Origin of the sequence: Aurantiacibacter sp. D1-12, assembly GCF_028858515.1 — a bacterium.
In the GTDB taxonomy this organism is placed as follows: Bacteria; Pseudomonadota; Alphaproteobacteria; order Sphingomonadales; family Sphingomonadaceae; genus Alteraurantiacibacter.
On the sequence record NZ_JAPJZJ010000002.1, the window covers coordinates 138,716 to 154,660 of the forward strand.

The following is a 15,945-nucleotide window of genomic DNA, read 5'->3' on the forward strand; positions in this document are numbered from 1 at the left end:
CCGCTCATGGCTCGTAATCCGGTAGCGCTGGACCGCTCAGCAGCGATCCCGCCCCTTCGTTTTCCAGCCGCTCTGTCATGTTGCGCAGGTTTTCGCTCGTTGCACGCAGGTCACGCAGCGTTGCAGTGGCGGCGGGCAATGTGTCCTCGGAAAGCTGCTCGGTCAGCGGCTCGACATTGGCGAGAGTCGCTTCCAGCGCACTCGCCGCTTCGCGTGCGGAAGCAAGCGTAGCGCGCAGGTCGGCGGAAAGCTGAGCGCCATCGCGTTCGAGCAGCTCATCGGTCGTTTCGAGCGTGCCTTCAAAGGCAGCCAGCGTTTCTGTCGATTGTGCCAGGGTCAATTGCAGTTCGCGCAGGGTGGCCTGCACCTCTGGCGAGGTTGCTGCCAGCTCGCGGCTGATCGTATCGGTGTTGCGCAGGATGCCAGAGATCGAATTCTGGTTCTCGTCATCAAGGACACGCGTCAGGCGGTCGGTCAGTGTCGCCAGGCGCTCCAGCAACAGCGGCGTACTGGCGAGAATTTCTCCGATGGCACCTGGTGCGGGCGGAATGATCGGCACATTGTCTTCAACGCAGGTGGTCGTATCGCAGCTGATCAACGGCTGGTCGCTCTGGCCACCGCTCAGCGAGATGTTGGAAACACCGGTAAAGCTCGCCGCAACGCTGGCCTGTGTGCCGACATGGATCGGCGTTTCGTCCTCGATCCGCACACGGACCTTCACGAACTCGGGATCACGCTCCCAAATGGAAATATCCATCACCTGTCCCACCGGAACGCCCGAATAGGTGACGACAGAGCCTTCTGCCACGCCGCCCACCGACTGTTCGAAGAAGATATCGTATTCTTTGTTGTCCCGGTCACTGAGGCCAGCGAGCCAGACAAAGAATATCGCGGCGGCCGCCAGCAACAGCAGCGTGACTGCACCTACCCAGACATGGTTTGCTCTGGTTTCCATAGCTCTCTCTCTATGCCTTCCCGCCGTCTGGGTTGTCTATTGCTTTCCCGCTTTCGTGGGTTTGTGCGGCCGCGCGGCTGCGCGGTCCATTGAAGTATTCCTGGATCCACGGATGATCGGTTTCCAGCAATTCGGGGATTGTGCCGACCGCGATCACCTGTTTGTCCGCCAGTACCGCCACCCGATCACAGATCGCATAGAGCGTGTCGAGATCATGTGTGATGAGGAACACCGTCAGCCCCAGCGTATCAGTCAGTTCGCGGGTCAGCTCGTCAAACTTGGCCGCACCGATTGGATCGAGGCCCGCGGTCGGCTCATCGAGAAACAGCAGCTCGGGGTCGAGTGCGAGCGCGCGAGCAAGCCCTGCACGTTTCTTCATTCCGCCTGAAAGCTCGCTGGGATATTTTGCCGCAGCATCTTCGGGTAGACCAGTCAGGACCACTTTGTAGCGAGCGATCTCGTCGAGCAGTTCCTGGCTCAGCTCGGGGTAGAATTGCTTCAGCGGGACCTGGACATTTTCCGCCACAGTCAGCGTGGAGAACAGCGCTCCTCCCTGGAACAGCACGCCCCAGCGGCAGCGCACACCGATTTCCTCGTCTGGTTCGGCTTCAGTGATATTGCGACCGAACACCTCGATTTCCCCGCTTTCGGGGATCTGCAGCCCGATAATCGATCGCATCAGCACAGACTTGCCCGTGCCCGAGCCGCCAACGACACCAATGATCTCGCCGCGCTTCACGTCGAGGTTGAGGTCGTCGTGTACCTTGAACTCACCAAAGGCATTGGTCAGCCCGCGAATGCGAATGGGATGCTCACCGTCAAACTCGGGCGGTATGTCCTGTGCTTCTTGCAGCGCCTCTTCAGGGATGTTTTGCTCGCTCATCCCCAGCCAATCTCCGTGAAGAACACGGCAAAGAAGGCATCCAGCACGATAACCATGAAGATGGCATAGACCACTGCCATTGTGGTGCGCAGGCCGACTTCCTCTGCATTCCCTTTGACCTGCATGCCCTGATAACACCCCGCCAAAGCCACGATCAGTCCAAATACCGGCGCTTTGATCATGCCGACCCAGAAATCGTGCGTCGGCACCACTTCCTGAACGCGGGCGATGAAGGTCCAGAACGGGATGCCGAGCATCAGGTCGCCGATCACCGCGCCACCGATAATCGCCATTATCGAAGCATAGAAGCCGAGCAGCGGCATCATCAGCACGCTGGCCAGAATTCGCGGCAGCACCAATGCTTCCATCGGGCTGACCCCGATCGTGCGCATGGCGTCGATTTCCTCGGTTAGCTTCATCGTGCCGAGCTGCGCGGCAAAAGCAGAGCCGGAACGGCCCGCAACCATGATCGCAGTCATCAGCACGCCCAGTTCGCGCAGGGTAATCCGGCCGACAAGGTTGACGGTGAACGCCTCTGCACCAAACTGCCGCAACTGCACAGCGCCCTGCTGCGCGATCACAATACCGATCAGGAAGCTCATCAGCCCGACGATGGGCAAAGCGGTGACACCAACCAGCTCCATCTGCCGGACGAGCGCGCGCAGCCGCAGCCGCCCCGGATGGGCAAATGTGCCCGCCATCGAGGTCAGGATTGCGCCGAGAAAGCCGATATTGCGCCGCGCGCCCTGGCCGAATTCGACCACCTGTTTACCAACGCCTTCGGAAATCCGACCAATGGCAAAGGGGCGCGGCGGTGTGATATCGGCTTCGTGCGCGCATTCTTCGACTGCATCGATCAGCACCATCGCCGATTCGCTGCCACCGATGATCTCGGCACCCTTTTCCTGCGCAAAGCGGTGGACGACCCAGGCGCCAACGGTATCGATCCGCCCGACACCGGCCAGATCGACAAATTGTACGGAATCGCCAAAATCGCGCAGCTCTGGGTCAAGCGCGCCGATGCTCGATACGACCAGCGGCCCGGTGATCGATACCGTCACCCGTCCGCCGCGTTCTTCCACGCTATATTCGGCCCATTCACGCATGTTTGCAGTGCTATGCGTGTAAACATCGCGCCCCGCAACAACTTCGGTTGTTGAAGTGGTGAGATAGTGGTGGCAGTGCGCCATATATGAGCACCGAGCTGTCAAAGACTTTCGATCCCGCCGCGATTGAGGCGAAATGGTATTCCCACTGGGAAGGCACAGGCGCATTCCGTCCGGAGCGCCCGGATGCCGAGCCCTTCACCATTGTGAACCCGCCGCCCAACGTGACGGGTTCGCTGCACATCGGCCACGCCCTCGATAATACGCTGCAGGATATCGTGATCCGATACGAGCGGCTGCGCGGCAAAGATGCGCTGTGGGTGGTGGGCATGGACCATGCCGGCATCGCCACGCAGATGGTGGTCGAGCGCCAGATGGAAGAGCGGCAGGACAAGCGCACCAATTACAGTCGCGAAGAATTCGTCGACAAGGTGTGGGAATGGAAAGCCGAATCTGGCGGAACCATTACCAAGCAGCTGCGCCGCCTCGGCTGCTCGATGGACTGGTCGCGCGAACAGTTCACGATGGACGAGCACTTCACCAAGGCGGTGCTCAAGGTGTTCGTGGACCTGCACGAAAAGGGCCTGATCTACCGCGACAAGCGGTTGGTGAACTGGGACCCGAAGCTGAAGACCGCGATCTCCGATCTCGAAGTCGAGACCGAGAACGTGGCGGGCCACTTTTGGACCTTCGAATACCCGCTTGCCGATGAAAGCGGCTCGATCCGCGTGTCCACCACACGCCCGGAAACCATGCTCGCCGATATGGCGGTCGCGGTTCATCCGGACGATGATCGCTACAAGGATCTGGTCGCGCGCGGTGCCAAGGTGAAACTGCCGATTACGGGCCGCGAAATTCCTATCGTGGCCGACGAGCATGCCGATCCGGAGCTCGGCTCGGGCGCGGTGAAAATCACGCCGGGGCATGATTTCAACGACTTCGACGTCGGCAAGCGCGCCGGGATCGCAGCGGGCGATATGCTCAACATGCTCGATGCCGAGGCAGCGGTTTGCCAGACGGCGGACGGGCTGGTGCCCGATGAACTCATCGGCATGGACCGTTTCGATGCCCGCAAGCGTGTGGTCGAAATGCTCAAAGAGAGCGGCCACCTCGTCCCCTATGTCACGAAGACCAAAAAGGGCGAAGAGCAAGTGCTCGACGCTGAACCGCGCACCATAGCAACGCCCTTCGGCGATCGCGGCGGCGTGGTGATCGAACCGTGGCTAACCGACCAGTGGTACGTCGATGCCGAAACGCTGGCGCAGAAGCCCATCGAGGCGGTGCGTTCGGGCGAAGTCGAGATCGTCCCCAAGACGTGGGAGAAGACCTTCTTCAACTGGATGGAGAACATCCAGCCGTGGTGTGTTTCGCGCCAGCTGTGGTGGGGGCACCGGATCCCGGCTTGGTATGACGCAGACGGGAACGCCTATGTCGCGATGAGCGAGGAAGAAGCGCAGGCCAAGGCAGGCGAAGGCGTTGCGCTGACCCGCGATGAAGACGTGCTCGACACATGGTTCTCCTCCGCGCTCTGGCCCTTCGCCACGCTCGGCTGGCCGGACGAGACCGCGATGCTGAAAAAGCATTATCCCAACAGCCTGCTCATCTCCGGCTTCGACATCCTGTTCTTCTGGGATGCGCGCATGCTGATGTCGGGATACTTCAACATGGGCGAGCGCCCGTGGGACAAGCTGTATCTGCACGGCCTCGTGCGCGCGGCGGACGGCTCGAAGATGAGCAAGTCCAAGGGCAATGTCGTCGATCCGCTCGGCCTGATCGACCAGTACGGCGCCGATGCGCTGCGCTTCTTCATGGCGGCGATGGAAAGCCAGGGCCGCGACATCAAGATGGATGAAAAGCGTGTCGAGGGCTATCGCAACTTCGCAACAAAGCTCTGGAATGCCACGCGTTTCTGCCAGTCTAACGGGATCGGCAAGAGCGACACGATCAAGGCTCCGGCAGCCAAGCTCGCGGCCAACCAGTGGATCATCGGCGAAGTGCAGCAGACCTGCGAGGCGCTGGAAGCCGCAATGGCGGACCTGCGCTTCGATGCCGCTGCCAACACGATCTACCAGTTCACTTGGAGCCGCTTCTGCGATTGGTATCTCGAGTTGATCAAGCCGGTCCTGCAAGGCGATGCGGACAGCCCGGCTGCGGTGGAAACCCGCGAAGTCGCCGGATGGGCGCTCGACCAGATTTTCGTGATGCTGCACCCCTTCATGCCCTTCGTCACCGAAGAGCTGTGGCATGCCCAAGCCAGTTTTGAGGGGGGAGAACGCAGCTACGACCTGATCCTCGCCAAATGGCCCGATCCGCGCGCGGAAGTTTCCAAGGACGCGACCGACGCCATCGACTGGACCATAGCGCTCACCACCGCGACGCGCGGTGCGCGCAACGAGCTAGGCATTTCGCCGGGTGAGAAGCTGGCGGCCTTCGTGGCAAACCCGTCCGACGTAGCCAGCCGCGTGCTCGAGCGAAGCAGCGCTGCCATCGAACGCCTCGCCCGCCTGTCTCCTGTCACCGTGGGCGAAGCGCCCGCCGGTGCCGCAATGCAGGTGACCGCGGGTGATGACGTGTTCATTGTGCCGCTCGAAGGCGTGATCGATATCGACGCCGAACGCGCGCGGCTGGAGAAGGCGCTGGCTGCCTCGCAGAAGGAAGCAGGATCGCTCCAGGGCCGCCTCGGCAATGCAAACTTCGTCGAACGCGCGGCTCCCGAAGCCGTCGAAAAAGCACGCGATGATCTGGCACACCACACGGCCGAGATAGCGCGGCTTGAAGGCGCGCTGGCGCGGTTGGGGTGATTAAGCGTCTTGCAGAGGCCATAGCAAAGTTCGTGAAGGGCTCAGCAACCCCTTCGTCCAGGCTGCCTCAATTGTTCCGAGACGATGACCTCGGCGAGTTCCGTTTGGGGGACTCTGGCCGTAGCTACGGCGGCAAAGTCGATTGGCTCGGTCAAGACGTCTATGTCTCTATCAATCTACGTGACGATTTATCCGTACGTGCGCTTTCCAGATGTTTGGACCAACTGCGTAGATTTTTGGCTCATGCCGAAGACTTTCAAACCAAAGCGAGCGCTCGGTCTGCAGAGATGTTCTATCCCGAATACATCGAGAACAGATGGCACCGCGATCAACCTCCGCTTGAAGTTGGAGAATGGGAGAGAAGAATCCCGCTTGAGGTAATCGAACTAAATGTATCAGGCAGCGTTTTCCTAACTTTCGATACCCGGGATCTAATGGGCGGTAATGTAATCGAGTTGATCGGGACTACTCGGGGAGAAATCAGCGAGGTGAGCCTGTTCTTCCCATAGGCCTTGAAGCGCTCACGACATCCTCCCACCTCTCATGATGACTGGAGGCGCAAATGACACTCGATCACATGGTTATCCTTGTGCGCTCGCTGGAGGCGAGCTTGCCTTGGTATGAGACGCTGCTTGGCCTCATCGGCTTCACCAAGACGCGCGACCATGTCTGGGCGAATGAGGACGGTGTCGCGATCGATCTCAATCAGGCGAAGGCGGATACCTCGGACTACGGGCGTTATGCGCCTGGCCTCAATCATCTCGGTTTTACCGCACCCGACGAGGCGGCGCTCGACGCGGTGCGCCAGGGCATGGCGGATGCCGGGTTCGAGGTGCCTGAAAAGCAGCATTTCGAGGATGAGACCGCGACCTTCTTCCGCGACCCCGACGGGATGCGCGTGGAAGTCACGGTTTACGCCTGACCTTTCCTACACGGCCAAGGCGTGCAAAGGCTGCCGTCATGCTTGAGTCGCCCGCTCCACTGAATTCATTCGCAGAAGTGTCAACTTCGCCAGTGGCGGATACATCCATGATATCAAGTGAAAATATCCCCCACAGGTGCATCGTCACGATGTCAACTTCGTCAAGTTCGCAGGGGCCGCACCGATGCTGACGCTTGCGACACAGGCTCCCGGCGAGGCAGAGATTTTTGCATCGGAGCAAGGCGAAGGGCCGAGCGCGGGCATGCCTGTAGCCTTTATCCGTCTATCGCGCTGCAACCTCGCATGCGTGTGGTGCGATACCGCTTATACTTGGCATTTCGAGGGTGATGAGCGCCCGCATCGCTCTGGTGAGACCTTTGATCGCGCGGAAAATCAGGTGAAGCTTTCGCCAGAGGAGGCGGCGAAACGGATAGCGGCATTCGGGCGGGATCGCGTGGTCATTACTGGCGGCGAACCGCTGATGCAGGCGGGCAAGTTGGCTGCAATGCTCGAGCATTTGCCCGATATCTCTGTGGAGATCGAAACCAACGGCACCGTGATGCCACCCGCAGCGCTCGATGGGCGGGTGACACAGTACAATGTCAGCCCCAAATTGGCACACAGCGGCAACGCGGCGGAGCTCGCGCTCAAGCCCGAAATGCTGGCGCATTGGGCAGCCGAGCCGCGGGCTTTCCTCAAGTTCGTGATCGCCGAGCCGGGCGACATGGACGAGGTCCTGGAGCTGGTCGCGGACTATGGCTTTGACAAAGGGCACGTGTTCCTGATGCCCGAAGGCACCGACAGCGAGACGCTACGGTCCCGCGAGAAGTGGCTAGCTCCGCTGGCGCTGAAGCACGGGTTCAGGATGACTGATCGGCTACACATCCACCTCTACGGCGACACCCGAGGTACCTAACTTGTCTTGCGCACCCGCCTCCGCGGGCGCGTCCTCGCTAGACGCGCAGCCAAGCTGCGTCCGCTGCGGGCGGGCGGTCGCCCTTGCCCTCGCTTCGCTCGCGATCGGCGATGGTCTCGAGCCGCGCAGCGGCACGACAGCCCGCGACTGCGGGCCGTCCGGTAGGGCGGAAGCCAAGTGAGCGGACGCGAACGCCGGCGCTTGAGGCTAAACAAATTACGCCCCCTGCGAACGCCAGCGTTGGACGGTGCGCATGACCTTTTCTTCTTCGCCGCCACCCTGGTTCCACAGGTCGACAAAGCTCGGGTCTTCCGATGCCGGACGCTTGCTCTCTTCAAGGTTGTCGAAGGAAACGCGGATCGGGATCGAAACACCCTCGCCGCAGACGATGCATTCGCGGTTGCGCAGCGCCGGGATGGAATCGAGGAAGCCACGCGCGCCTTCGGGCATCGCGGCACGAACAAAGTCCTGGTCGCGGTCGTTGTTGAGGCGCATCGAGATGATCGTACCGCACTGCGACAGCACGCCTTCGGCAAGGTCGGACGGTCGCTGGGTAATCAAACCGAGCGAGATACCGTATTTACGGCCCTCCTTGGCGATACGGCTGAGGATCGTGCCAACCGAGTTGCCATCGGCATTGCGCTCGTTCGGCACGTAACGGTGAGCCTCTTCGCAGACCAGCAGGATCGGCGAAGTGCTCTCGTTACGGCTCCAGATGGCGAAGTCGAAGGTCAGACGGCTGAGCACGGCAACAACCGTGCTGGTGATGTCGGACGGGACGCCCGACACGTCGATGATGGAGATCGGTTTGCCGTCTGACGGCATGCGGAAGATCTTGCCGATGAAATCCGCCATCGTGTCACCCACGAGCATGCCGGAGAACATGAACTGGTAACGCGGATCGGCCTTCAACTCGTCAATCTTGGTCTTGATGCGCATGTAGGGCGCGGTGTTGGTCGCCTTGTCCAGCTTACCCATTTCATCCTGGATCATGCCGGTCAGGTCGGACAGCAGATAGGGGATCGGCGAGTCTACCGTGATCTTGCCCATCGTTTCCGCCAGGCGGTTCTTCGACCGTGCGGCCAGCAGACACTTGGCAAGAATATCGCGATCGTTCTGAAGGTCGTTCCCGCTGGACTTGAGTAGCACTTCGCAGTGCTCTTCAAAGTTCATCAGCCAGTACGGCATCTGCAGGTTCGACACGTCGAAAATCATGCCGGTGTTGCGGAATGCGGCCGAATATTCACCGTGCGGATCGATCATCAGGATGTGACCCTGCGGGGCCGCCTGACAGATGCGGTGGAGGATAAGCGCGGCACTCGTCGACTTACCCGTACCGGTCGAGCCGAGCAGCGCGAAGTGCTTGCCCAGCATGGCGTCGATATACATACCCGCGCGAATATCGCTGGTGGGGTAGACGGTGCCGATCTGGATCGCGCTGCGACCGTCCGAAGCGTAAATCTGGCGAAGGTCTTCGGTGGTGGCAGGATAAACCATCGCGCCCGGAATCGGGTAGCGCGTTACACCGCGGCGGAAGCTGTGGATCTTGCCCGTCAGCTTTTCTTCCATGCCCTCGCCCATAAAGTCGATATTGGCGATGACCGAGTTGGCCTGTCCGCGACGATCCTGCCGCTGGTTGCGCACCGAAGCGAGAAGCCAGCCATCATTGGTCTTGATCTTGATCTGTGAACCGACCTGTCCGGCCAGTGCGATAGACGGATCGGCATCAGCCATACATTCGTTCAGCCGCTGCAGGTCCAGGGCAATGGCAGAGCCGGAGCCGGCGATTTCCAGCACCACGCCGATCGGCTGTCGCGCGCACTCGGCGCTCTGCGCAGCGCGAAGATCGTCTTCCTGCGGCGATGCAGCAGGCGCTGCGTTGGACTGGTCCACCGGAGTGGCATTGGCAAACTGACTACCGTTCATATCGGTCATATACGGCTCGCAAAGCTGTTAAACTGGCAAGCGGCCTAGCCCGAATGAGGTTAAAATCGCGTCAATCACGCGCCTTTGTGTAGTTCAGATGAGCGCGAACAGGCGGCCCGCCGCCCATCCCATCAACACCGAAAGACCCACTGCAAAGAGGCCGTACAGCAGTGAATTGTCATTCGCGGCATCCTCTACGCGGCGCTCGAAACCTTCCTTGTACACCTGCACTTCGGAGGTCGCAGAGGTTACCACTTCGCCATCGGTAATGGCGAATGTCTCTGCTACGTATCGGCCCGCGATCACATTGGACGGAATAGGCAATCGAGCACGATACAGGACACCTTCCGATACCCGCACACCTTCCTCATACTCGGCATAGAGACCTTGTCGTTCGCGCAGATCGACAAGCCCGGCGGAGAAGCGGGCCTGCTCCTCCGGATCGATCGAGCCGGAGGGTGACAGCTGCAAGTAGTCGAGCCCAAGCTCGAAAATCAGCGCAGTCCTTTCATCCACAATCTCCTGGATCGGCCGCGAGCTGGCAAGCGCGTAGTAAGACGGAACCGAACGGAAATCGGTGCTCTCGGCATTGACCCACATCATGCCCAGCCAGCGCTCCTTTTCGCGGAGACGAACCTGTTCGCTCGGCCCTTTCAGCACAACGACCACATCATATTCGCCCTGCGCACGTCCGCCGGCGCTATCCAGAATGGCACCGAAGAGCAGCAGGTCCGCGCCGGTAAATCCTTGTCGCAAGACAATCTCGTGCTCCGAGATATCGGGTACCAGGATGGGATCGCGGCTTTGGGCTAGCGCAGGCGAAGCGAGACCGAGAGCGCAAAGAAAGAGGATGAGCGCGCGGATCACAGCGGCACCACCGTGTAGACCTCATCCGGTCGCACACCCAGACCCCACAGCATCCGCAGCGCAATCGCCACAACGATAGAGGCAAGGATCAGACGCAGGAATTCCGGCTTGACCAGCTGAGCAATCTTGGTGCCGAATTGCGCTCCGATCACTGATCCGAGGAGCAACAAGCCTGCGAGCACAATGTCCACCGCTCGGGTAGTGAAGGCGTGCACCATGGTGACCAGCATGGTGATAAAGAGGATATTGAACAGGCTAGTGCCCACCACGACCTTCGCACTCATCCCGAGAATGTAGAGCATTGCGGGTACCATGATGAATCCACCACCCACGCCCATGAGCATCGTCAGGATACCGACAACAACACCAAGGATCAGCGGCGCAATCGGAGAGATGTAGAGCCCTGAGCGATAGAAGCGCATGCGGTAGGGCAATGCCGCAATCCACGGATGGTGACGGCGCTTGGCTGCACGCGGCTTGCCTTCACCTGCCGAGACGTAGCCCAGAGATTGCAATGCTTCCTTCAACATCAGCCCGCCGATCGTGCCAAGGAGCAAGACGTAGAGAATGTTGATGACCGTATCGATCTGACCAACCGCACGAAGCAAATTGAACAGGCCCGCGCCAAGCAACGCGCCGAGCATCCCGCCAGCGACGATCACCAGTCCGATATCATAGTCGACACCCTTGTTACGGCCGTGACCGATAACGCCCGAAACGCTCGCCCCCGTCACCTGGGTCGCGGCAGAAGCGGCGGCCACAGTAGGCTGAATACCAAAGAAGATCAGCAGCGGCGTGGTGAGAAATCCTCCGCCAACGCCGAACAGGCCCGAAAGCACGCCGGTCAGAGCACCAAGCAGGACGATCCACAGGCCATTGACCGATAGATTCGCAATGGGAAGGTATACGTCCATCCCTAGCGCCTAAACGAACGAGACGCTGGATTGAAGATCAATGCGCGCTTTCGCCTAAAATCCGGCGGAAAGTGTGAGCGCAGGGCCACTCGAAGGCTCGGCTTCCCCCGCCACGCGGAAGCGATAGTCGGCTGAGACACGCCCACGTGCAGGGCCGATGCGGAAATTGACCGATGCGCTGGGCCCCACGTCGAGCCGCCCGGCATCTTCCTGCGCACCGCCCCATGCACCGCCGCCCGCTTCAAGCCGGAAGTCATCGTTGCCCGCCAGGCGCCTCGTAAGGCGCGTCTGACCATCGACGAAAAGCGTCGCATTGTCGCCGGTGACATATCCGGCCTGGCCATAAACTTCGGCGGAGAAGCCCGCAGGTAGCGGGATCGGCGGGATTTCGGTCACAGCATAGGCCGCGCCGCGAAGCTCGGTCCCGCCCGCGATCTCGGTCACCCGCGCCTCCGCTGCGAAGCGGACGGGCACAGACGGTATAGTGCGCGCCGACACGCCAAATGCTACCTCGCGCTCTCGTGCACCTTCAAGTGCGGCATTTCCGCGCAGATGGAGATGTGGGCCATGTCCGCTTGAAGGCGCGAGGCGATATCGCAGGACTGCACCAGCCTGGCTGCGACCATAGCTTGGCCGACCGGACAGGATCGGTGTTGTCGTATCCTCTCGCCACAGTGCCCAGGCATCCATCGACCAACGTGAGGGAGCTGGATCGCGGCGCATCTCTGCTGCCGCTGCAGGAACATTTTGCAGCTGCGCATCAGGGCGCACCAGTGCAGTCTCGGCATAGAGGCCGGCAGGCGCGGACGCGCTCGAGCGATAGCCCGCTTGCAAAAGCATGGCGTGATTGATCAGCTGGCCTACCCCGCCAAAACTACGCGAAGCAGCACTGGACATCATTGGAATTTCGGCCTGGGGCTGCGGCACAACGGGTTGCGGGGAAATTACGCGCTCTGGCGGCGGTGCTGGCTCCACAATGGGTTGGCTCGGGTAAGGCGGCACGATCATCGGCTGCTCAATCGGCAGTGCATCTTCCGCCTCACTTGGTGCCGCGGATCGTTCGGGAGCGATGTCTTCCACCAGTGGTGCGCCGCCCAGTGGCAGGACCGAAAGCGAGGCAGGCTCGAACGGCGGTGCCCAGGTCATCAGCCGCATGGCGGACCACGCGACGACAACGCCAAGCAGCATTAACAGCGCACCACCGCGATGGCTGGCAGATCGGTTTCTGCGCGAACTCATGCTGCGCGCTCCTGCAAGGCTTCGTCAGCCTGTTCTTGCGACGGATGGCGCGAATGCGAAGTCTTGTCCCATTCGGGCGCCTCACCGCGCAGAGTGCGGGCATAGGCAAACAGGGCACGGCGTCCGGCCATAATGGCGATAATGTTGGCCAGCGGAATGCGCAGGACCGCGCGCAAACCTTCTGCCCAGCCATATTCCCTCGCGGTAAAGGCAAAACGCATCACGACCCGCCAGGAAAGCGCCACGAAGTTGGCCAGCAGCAAACCGTAAAGCAGCGGCGTCGGCTCCCACGGGCGAGAGTATCCCGCCCAACCAAGAATGCTGAGACATGCCGCCAGGATCAGCAGTAGATAACCTGCGAATAGCACCAAAGCCGAAAGCGGCCCGCGCCGATCACGCATCCGCATCCACATCTCGGCAATGCCGCCATTCCAGCCGAGGCGATCCCACCCCTGATAGGCTATGCCGTGCATCCAGCGCGCCTTCTGCTTGACCGCCCGCGACAAGGAGGCGGGGAAGTACCCGCGGGTTGCGATCAGCTGCCCGTCATTGCCGCGCACGCGCATGAAGCGCGATCTTCCGCCTGCCTCTGCCACGCGGAGGCCAAGCTCGTAATCTTCGGTCAGCGATCCTTCGGAGAAGGGGCCTTGGGAGTCTTCTTCAAGGCGACCCATGCGATCGAGCATATCGCGCGAGAACGCGCACCCGACGCCCGCCGCCGGCAATCCGGTGCGCAGAGCATCACGTACGACCATCGCCTTGCCATGGGCTTCGGCAAATTCCTCACAATAATGGCTGGCAACCCAGCGGGACGAAGGGTGAGGCATCGGCAGCACCGGCAACTGCACGAAATCGTGCTGCTCCAAGGTGCGATCAATAAGCGCTAGCGCCGCCGGATCGACCATATCTTCCGCATCGTGCAGCAACACGCTGGCAACCGGCCTGCGCTGTCGCGCCTCGTCCAGTTCCATTGCACGATACAGACGGTTGAGGCAGTCGGCCTTTGTCGATGGGCCGTCTTTGTCATGCACGACTAGTCGAACACGCGGATCGCCGGCCGCCCCATCCAGCGCAGCCTGCAAGGTGGCAGGATCGTTGCGATAACAGCCAATGTAGAAAACCAGATTAGTTTGCCGCCATGCACCGAGTGCATGGCGCAAAGTGTGTCCGATGACCGGGCTTTCCTGCCAGGCCGGAATGAATACCGCCGTGCGGCCCTGCAACGCCCGGTAGCGAAGATCCTCGCGAGAAACCTTATGCGTTTTGATCTTGCCGCGCGCCCGCAGCCACAGCCACGTCGCGTCCATTGCAAACTCGTCCAGCGCGCCGATCAGAAAGAACACGCCAGCAAACAGGAGTAACTCGTATTCGGCCAGCGCCAACCATTCGAACGCCGACCATGCCCCCAGGCTCATTCATTGCCCCCCTTGGACTATCATAGAATTCAGGAGTACATTTTACGCCCCCGATTGCAACCACTTGGATCGGTTATCAGAACGAATTACGCACGGATTCGCTCTGGTTACTTGCAATTCTCCGGCATTTCCGAAATGGGGCACAGACATGTCAGAACCCAGCACAATTACCAAAGCCGTCCGCAACTTTACCGCGCTGTTCAAAGCCGATGCGTTTGCGGGGATACTGCTGATCCTCGTCGCGTTGGTTGCGATGGTGGTGGCCAATTCGGGCGTTGCTCCGGCCTATTTCGAACTGTTCAACGGCTATCTCTGGTCCAAAGACACCTTCTACCTGAATACAATCCACCTGTGGGTGAACGATGGTCTGATGGTGATCTTCTTCTTCGTTGTAGGGCTGGAAGTGAAGCGAGAGATTATCGCCGGCAACCTCTCCGACCCCAAGGCACGCAACCTGCCCATACTGGCGGCAATTGCAGGGATGGCAGCCCCGGCTGCAGTCTATTTCTGGATCGCCGGAAGCGAGCCCGGTCTCGCCAACGGCTGGGCCATTCCCGCGGCGACAGATATTGCCTTTGCCATGGGCGTTGTCGGCCTGCTGGGCACCCGTGTGCCTTCCGCGCTGCGGCTGTTCCTGCTGACGGTGGCCATTGTGGATGACATCGGCGCGGTGACCATCATCGCGATCTTCTACACCGCCAATCTCAAGGTGATGTATCTTGTCGCATCGCTCGTGGTTCTGGGGTTCATGTACTACCTGAACCGCAAGGGCGTTTCGTCCAAGATCCCGTTCATCGCGCTCACCGTTCTGCTCTGGTATCTGGTGCTTTACTCGGGCGTACACGCAACTATCGCCGGCGTACTTGCAGCGCTGATGATCCCGTTCAAGTGCAAGGACGGATCGACCATGCTGGAAGACATGGAGCACTCGCTGGTGCCGTGGAATGCCTATCTGGTGGTTCCGATATTCGGCTTTGCCAATGCCGGTGTAAACATTTCCGGGCTGGGTATGGACGCGCTGTTAGATCCATTGCCGCTGGCAATTGCGGCAGGTCTCGTGATTGGCAAGCAAGTGGGCATCTTCTCCACCGTATGGGCTGCCGTAAAGGTTGGCCTTGTCGAAAAGCCCGCGGGATGCACCTGGGTAGAAGTCTGGGGCGTTTCGATCCTGTGCGGTATCGGCTTCACCATGAGCTTGTTTATCGGTGAACTGGCCTTCCCGGGTTCGGGCGAAGCAGCACGTATGTTGCGTGACGAGGCGAAGATCGGTGTCCTTACCGGTTCGCTGATTTCTGCAGTGCTCGGCTATGTGATCCTGCGAATGACAACAAGCCATCCCGAGCAGAAGGATGATCCGGCCAGCCCGGTCGTCTGATCCGGTTGTCATGCAAAACAAAAGGGCACCGGGATCCAGCGTGCCCGTCAGTCCTGCGTAATCAGTCTTTCTTGTTGATCGGCGGATTGTCGCCCAAGTCTTCATACCAGGCCTCTACCGAGCCATTCAGCTTGATCGTGAGCGGGCGCCCCTTGCGGTCCACCGTTTTGCCCGCCTGTACGCGCACCCAGCCTTCGGGAATCGAGTATTCCTCGATATCGGTGCGCTCGCGCCCCTTGAAGCGGATGGCCACGCCGCGTTGCAGCTTTTCGCCGTCGAAAAATTCGCTGCGTGGATCGATCGCGAGGCGATCAGGCGGTGTGTCTTTTGCGTTTTCGTCACTCATGCGGCTGCCAACTAGCCAAACCGGCGCAAAAAGCAATCGAATTGCCGAGTCTGTGCAAGTCCGTCTTGCCCTTTTACGCAGTCCCTTCTAAGGGCGGCGCTTCGTGCGCGGGTATACACCCGCACGGTTCGCTTTGCTGCGGGCGTGGCGGAACTGGTAGACGCGCTGGTTTTAGGTACCAGTATCTTACGATGTGGGGGTTCGAGTCCCTTCGCCCGCACCAGTTTCGCTGGCCGGATTACGGTTGGCGCGGACCGGAAGAGAGATTGAAGTAAAGGCT

14 protein-coding genes and 1 tRNA gene are annotated in these 15,945 nt (G+C 60.4%); 6 read left to right on the forward strand and 9 right to left on the reverse strand.

From position 1 onward, the window contains the following. Window positions 1-4 precede the first annotated feature (4 nt). Genes OOZ52_RS04800 through OOZ52_RS04810 form a run of 3 tightly spaced genes read right to left on the reverse strand, consistent with a single transcriptional unit; the run spans window position 5 to window position 2,944 of the window. On the reverse strand, window positions 5-955 hold the full coding sequence (locus OOZ52_RS04800) for an MlaD family protein (RefSeq protein ID WP_274697368.1): 951 nt from the start codon (window positions 953-955) through the stop codon (window positions 5-7). A gap of 10 nt (window positions 956-965) precedes the next feature. After that, window positions 966-1,838 (reverse strand): ABC transporter ATP-binding protein, encoded by an 873-nt coding sequence (locus OOZ52_RS04805; protein WP_274697369.1) that lies wholly within the window; start codon window positions 1,836-1,838, stop codon window positions 966-968. After that, complete coding sequence (locus OOZ52_RS04810; RefSeq protein WP_274697370.1) at window positions 1,835-2,944, reverse strand: ABC transporter permease; 1,110 nt, start codon at window positions 2,942-2,944, stop codon at window positions 1,835-1,837. Before OOZ52_RS04810 ends, OOZ52_RS04805 begins: the two co-directional genes overlap by 4 nt. Window positions 2,945-3,030: 86 nt before the next feature. Here OOZ52_RS04810 and OOZ52_RS04815 point away from each other — a divergent pair, with 86 nt between their 5' ends. From OOZ52_RS04815 to OOZ52_RS04830, 4 genes are all read left to right on the forward strand, one after another. Beyond that, on the forward strand, window positions 3,031-5,745 hold the full coding sequence (locus OOZ52_RS04815) for a valine--tRNA ligase (RefSeq protein WP_274697371.1): 2,715 nt from the start codon (window positions 3,031-3,033) through the stop codon (window positions 5,743-5,745). Further along, a complete protein-coding gene (locus OOZ52_RS04820; protein WP_274697372.1) occupies window positions 5,742-6,254 on the forward strand; it encodes a DUF2262 domain-containing protein in 513 nt (170 codons plus the stop codon). The genes OOZ52_RS04815 and OOZ52_RS04820 overlap by 4 nt, the downstream gene beginning before the upstream one ends. Window positions 6,255-6,307: 53 nt before the next feature. Next, complete coding sequence (locus tag OOZ52_RS04825) at window positions 6,308-6,667, forward strand: VOC family protein (protein ID WP_274697373.1); 360 nt, start codon at window positions 6,308-6,310, stop codon at window positions 6,665-6,667. A gap of 184 nt (window positions 6,668-6,851) precedes the next feature. After that, window positions 6,852-7,583 (forward strand): 7-carboxy-7-deazaguanine synthase QueE, encoded by a 732-nt coding sequence (locus tag OOZ52_RS04830; RefSeq protein ID WP_274697374.1) that lies wholly within the window; start codon window positions 6,852-6,854, stop codon window positions 7,581-7,583. A gap of 216 nt (window positions 7,584-7,799) precedes the next feature. On the opposite strand, the gene OOZ52_RS04835 is transcribed toward OOZ52_RS04830, so the two are convergent. The 5 genes from OOZ52_RS04835 to OOZ52_RS04855 form a co-directional block, all read right to left on the reverse strand. After that, window positions 7,800-9,518: an ATP-binding protein gene (locus OOZ52_RS04835; protein ID WP_274697375.1), complete on the reverse strand. Its 1,719-nt coding sequence runs from the start codon at window positions 9,516-9,518 to the stop codon at window positions 7,800-7,802. Between the two features lie 84 nt (window positions 9,519-9,602). Next, window positions 9,603-10,373, reverse strand: coding sequence for a TIGR02186 family protein (locus tag OOZ52_RS04840; RefSeq protein WP_274697779.1), 771 nt, complete (start codon window positions 10,371-10,373; stop codon window positions 9,603-9,605). Next, window positions 10,373-11,290 carry a sulfite exporter TauE/SafE family protein gene (locus OOZ52_RS04845; RefSeq protein ID WP_274697376.1) on the reverse strand — a complete coding sequence of 306 codons (918 nt, stop codon included), beginning with the start codon at window positions 11,288-11,290 and terminating at the stop codon, window positions 10,373-10,375. The genes OOZ52_RS04840 and OOZ52_RS04845 overlap by 1 nt, the downstream gene beginning before the upstream one ends. 54 nt (window positions 11,291-11,344) lie before the next feature. After that, a complete protein-coding gene (locus OOZ52_RS04850; protein ID WP_274697377.1) occupies window positions 11,345-12,529 on the reverse strand; it encodes a hypothetical protein in 1,185 nt (394 codons plus the stop codon). After that, on the reverse strand, window positions 12,526-13,944 hold the full coding sequence (locus OOZ52_RS04855) for a glycosyl transferase family protein (protein ID WP_274697378.1): 1,419 nt from the start codon (window positions 13,942-13,944) through the stop codon (window positions 12,526-12,528). Before OOZ52_RS04855 ends, OOZ52_RS04850 begins: the two co-directional genes overlap by 4 nt. Window positions 13,945-14,092: 148 nt before the next feature. On the opposite strand from OOZ52_RS04855, the gene nhaA reads away from it, so the two are divergent. Beyond that, complete coding sequence (gene nhaA, locus OOZ52_RS04860; protein WP_274697379.1) at window positions 14,093-15,319, forward strand: Na+/H+ antiporter NhaA; 1,227 nt, start codon at window positions 14,093-14,095, stop codon at window positions 15,317-15,319. Between the two features lie 61 nt (window positions 15,320-15,380). Here nhaA and OOZ52_RS04865 read toward each other — a convergent pair whose 3' ends face one another. After that, window positions 15,381-15,665 carry a DUF3297 family protein gene (locus OOZ52_RS04865; RefSeq protein ID WP_274697380.1) on the reverse strand — a complete coding sequence of 95 codons (285 nt, stop codon included), beginning with the start codon at window positions 15,663-15,665 and terminating at the stop codon, window positions 15,381-15,383. Window positions 15,666-15,803: 138 nt separating this feature from the next. Here OOZ52_RS04865 and OOZ52_RS04870 point away from each other — a divergent pair. Beyond that, a tRNA-Leu gene (locus tag OOZ52_RS04870) sits at window positions 15,804-15,888 on the forward strand. The last annotated feature ends 57 nt before the right edge of the window (window positions 15,889-15,945 follow it).